Annotated in this window: 4 protein-coding genes; 2 read left to right on the top strand and 2 right to left on the bottom strand. The window is 67.6% G+C overall.

Annotation, left to right across the window (positions count from 1 at the left end; translation table 11 throughout):
* The coding region (locus ABW137_RS37705) for an excinuclease ABC subunit UvrA (protein WP_526408424.1) at nt 1-1,211 on the top strand (1,211 nt) is incomplete at its 5' end.
* Here the strand turns inward: ABW137_RS37705 and ABW137_RS37700 are convergent.
* Both ABW137_RS37700 and ABW137_RS37695 read right to left on the bottom strand, forming a co-directional pair.
* Complete coding sequence (locus tag ABW137_RS37700; protein WP_526408422.1) at nt 1,208-2,395, bottom strand: DNA glycosylase AlkZ-like family protein; 1,188 nt, start codon at nt 2,393-2,395, stop codon at nt 1,208-1,210. The two genes, ABW137_RS37705 and ABW137_RS37700, sit on opposite strands and share 4 nt — an antisense overlap.
* A 3-nt stretch (nt 2,396-2,398) precedes the next feature.
* Complete coding sequence (locus ABW137_RS37695; RefSeq protein ID WP_526408426.1) at nt 2,399-2,683, bottom strand: hypothetical protein; 285 nt, start codon at nt 2,681-2,683, stop codon at nt 2,399-2,401.
* Between the two features lie 174 nt (nt 2,684-2,857).
* On the opposite strand from ABW137_RS37695, the gene ABW137_RS37690 reads away from it, so the two are divergent.
* The gene (locus tag ABW137_RS37690; RefSeq protein ID WP_526408420.1) at nt 2,858-3,358 is read left to right on the top strand and encodes a lipoprotein LpqH; all 501 of its coding nucleotides are present in this window, start codon (nt 2,858-2,860) and stop codon (nt 3,356-3,358) included.
* Nucleotides 3,359-3,361 lie beyond the last annotated feature (3 nt).

Below are 3,361 nucleotides of genomic sequence, written 5' to 3'. Positions count from 1 at the left end.
CCATCGCGCACGCCGACTGGGTCGTCGACATCGGGCCCGCCGCGGGCGAGCACGGTGGTCACATCGTGCACAGCGGCACCTACGCGGACCTGTTGACCAATCCCGAATCCATCACCGGCGCTTACCTTTCCGGCAAGGAAAGCATCGAGGTACCACTCGTCCGCCGTCCGATCGACCGCAAGCGTCAGCTGACGGTGGTCGGTGCGCGGGAGAACAACCTCCGCGAGATCGACGTGTCCTTCCCGCTGGGCGTGCTGACCTCGGTCACCGGGGTATCCGGGTCGGGCAAGTCCACGCTGGTCAACGACATCCTGGCGTCCGTGCTGGCCAACAAGCTCAACGGCGCACGGCAGGTGCCAGGCCGCCACACCCGGATCAACGGACTCGACCAGCTCGACAAGCTGGTTCGCGTCGACCAGTCGCCGATCGGCCGCACGCCGCGGTCGAACCCGGCCACCTACACCGGCGTCTTCGACAAGATCCGGACGCTGTTCGCGGCGACCACCGAGGCCAAGGTGCGCGGGTATCAGCCGGGGCGGTTCTCGTTCAACGTCAAGGGCGGCCGCTGCGAGGCCTGCTCGGGTGACGGCACCATCAAGATCGAGATGAACTTCCTGCCGGACGTTTACGTGCCGTGCGAGGTGTGTCACGGAGCCAGGTACAACCGCGAGACACTCGAAGTGCACTACAAGGGCAAGACCATCTCCGAGGTCCTCGACATGTCCATCGAGGAGGCGACCGAGTTCTTCGAGCCGATCACGTCGATCTACCGCTATCTCAAGACCCTGGTCGACGTCGGACTTGGCTACGTGCGGCTCGGTCAGCCCGCGCCCACCCTCTCCGGTGGTGAGGCGCAGCGCGTCAAACTGGCCGCCGAGCTGCAGAAGCGGTCGACGGGCCGCACCGTCTACGTCCTCGACGAGCCGACCACCGGCCTGCACTTCGAGGACATTCGCAAGCTGCTGAAGGTCATCAACGGCCTGGTCGACAAGGGCAACACGGTCATCGTCATCGAGCACAACCTCGACGTCATCAAGACGTCGGACTGGATCGTCGACATGGGTCCCGAGGGTGGCGGTGGCGGTGGCACCGTCGTCGCGCAGGGAACTCCGGAGGACGTCGCCGCGGTGGCGGAGAGCTACACCGGTCAGTTCCTGGCCGAGCTGCTGCCGTCTCCCGTGCGGGCCAAGAAGCGGCGCAAGGTGTCCTAGGAGATCGGATCCTTCGGCAGGCCGCCTTTTGAGAGAGGCGACGGAAAACGTGCGTTGACTCGCGCGCCGTCCAGCCAGTTGGTGAGCTCTCTTGCCTTGCGCGCCAACATCTTCGAGGCCTTGGCTCCGACGTCTTCGAGCATCTGCAGCCGCACGCGGCCGTCGGTGTCCTGGACCCATCCGCCGACCACGCGGCCGTCGCACCAGGCCGTCGGCCCGGCGTTGCCGTTGCGGTCGAAGACCTGGCTGCGGTGTGCGCCGAGGTACCAGTCGCGCTCCTGCCACCCCATGACGGTGACGTCGAGACCGGGCAGCAGCGCGCACCATGGTTCGCACGCGGGTTCGGGGTCCAGGTCGTCGGGCAGCACGTAACCCACAGCGCCGTCGAGGTCCACCTCGACCGCGCCGACGTCGCGCAGCCCGTCCCGAGCCCAGGTCAAGGTGTGGCCGAAGTACCACTTCACGTCGTTGACGGTGGCGGGTCCGAAGGTTCGCAGCCAGGTCGCGACCAGCCGTGCGCGGGCGGCCTCGGGGTCCATCGAGTCCGGGGCGGAGCCCAGCCAATGCGCGGTCGCGGCCCACTTCGGGCGCGAATTCGTCCAGGTGCCCTCGTTGGGGCCCCGAACCACGAGACCTTCGACGCCCAGCACCGTCAGCACCCTCGGCGAGATGGGTCCCGCACCACCCCAGGTCTTGCCCGGCGCGGGGTCGTAGTCACCGGCCAACTGGGGGAGGGCCCTGCGTAGGTCCCTGACGTTGGTGTGGCCATGTTCGGCGAGATGGTCGAGCACGGCGCGCGAGGCCTCCGCGAGCCAGGTCGCACCGTCGTTCGTGATGCCAGCCTTCACGACGTCCACGATCAGCTTTCGCCGTTCGTTGGCCGCGACGCGGTCGCTGGCGGCGGCCTGGACGGCGGCTAGATCACCGACGTCGAACACCCACAACGTCCGGCGCATGGCGAGGTGTTTGATCAGTGTTCGCTCCGAGTACAGAGCGGTATCGAGGTCGGCACGCTCAAATCCGTTGGTGCGCGCCAGGAGTGACAGATACGGGGTGGCCGGATCGGTGGCGTGCAGCCCGACGAACTGACTGGTGAGGTCGGTGATCGGCGAGGTGGTGGGGCTGGCGAGGTAGTGGCGACGTCCGAGCCGCGCCCGCCGCTCCTCGACCGTGACGGCGCGCACGACTCAGGGTTGTCCCGAGCCGGAATCGGTTTCCTCGCGCATCGCGGCTCTGATCTGGGCGAGTCGTTCCGCCGCCGCGCGTTGGCGGGCCTCGTACTGCTCCTCGACCCGACGGCCCTCGTCGGTCTCCGAGGCCAACTCGGCGGATCCGATGGACGTGCCGTACCTGGTCTCGATCTTCTCGCGCACCGACTCGAAGGTCGGGACACCCCCCGCGGTGTAGCCAACCTCCTCGGGCGCGACGGGGATCGGCTCCGCAGTCGGCGAGACGTCGTCGGCGGACACGATCTCGGCGTCGACGATCTCGTCGGAACCGTGCTGGTCGGGGGCTGGATCGGAGCCATGCGTGTCGGACACCCCGCCACCGTACCTCCGCCGATTGTTGGGATCGGTAGTGTTTGGCGCCCTTTGTACTTGCTTCACGACGACGCCATCGGGGCGGCGCGAAACGAAGGGAACATCATGAAGCGAGTACTGACTGCGGGCATCGGCCTGGCGGCGGCCGCGTTGGTTCTGGTCGGCTGCTCGGACGACAAGGGCACGACGACGGAATCCAGCACCGCAGCCGCGGGCGGCAGCAGTGTCGCCGCCGACGTCAGCACCAGCGGCAACACCGAGGTCAAGGTCGAGGGCCAGAATCTGGCCGGCCTGGACCTCAACTCGGTGACCTGCGTGAAGGCCGCGGGCAAGATCAACGTCGCCAGCGGCGCGGTCGGCGGCCAGCAGGGCCTCGGCGTCGTGATGACCGACGACGCCGCCCCGACCGTGGAATCGCTGGGTCTCGTCGTCGACGGAAATGCCTTGGCCGTGGCGCAGATGGGCGGTATGAAGACCGGCTCGGCGGACGTCGCCGTGGAGGGCAGCACCTACACGATCACCGGCGAGGCGCAGGGCGCCGACATGAAGAACCCGATGGCGGGGATGATCACGAAGAAGTTCGAGATCAAGGTGACCTGCAACTGATAG

Origin of the sequence: Mycobacterium sp., from assembly GCF_040509115.1 — a bacterium.
GTDB lineage: Bacteria > Actinomycetota > Actinomycetes > Mycobacteriales > Mycobacteriaceae > Mycobacterium.
Note: the sequence above shows the minus strand (reverse complement) of the source record. Positions and strands in the feature narration are given on the sequence as shown.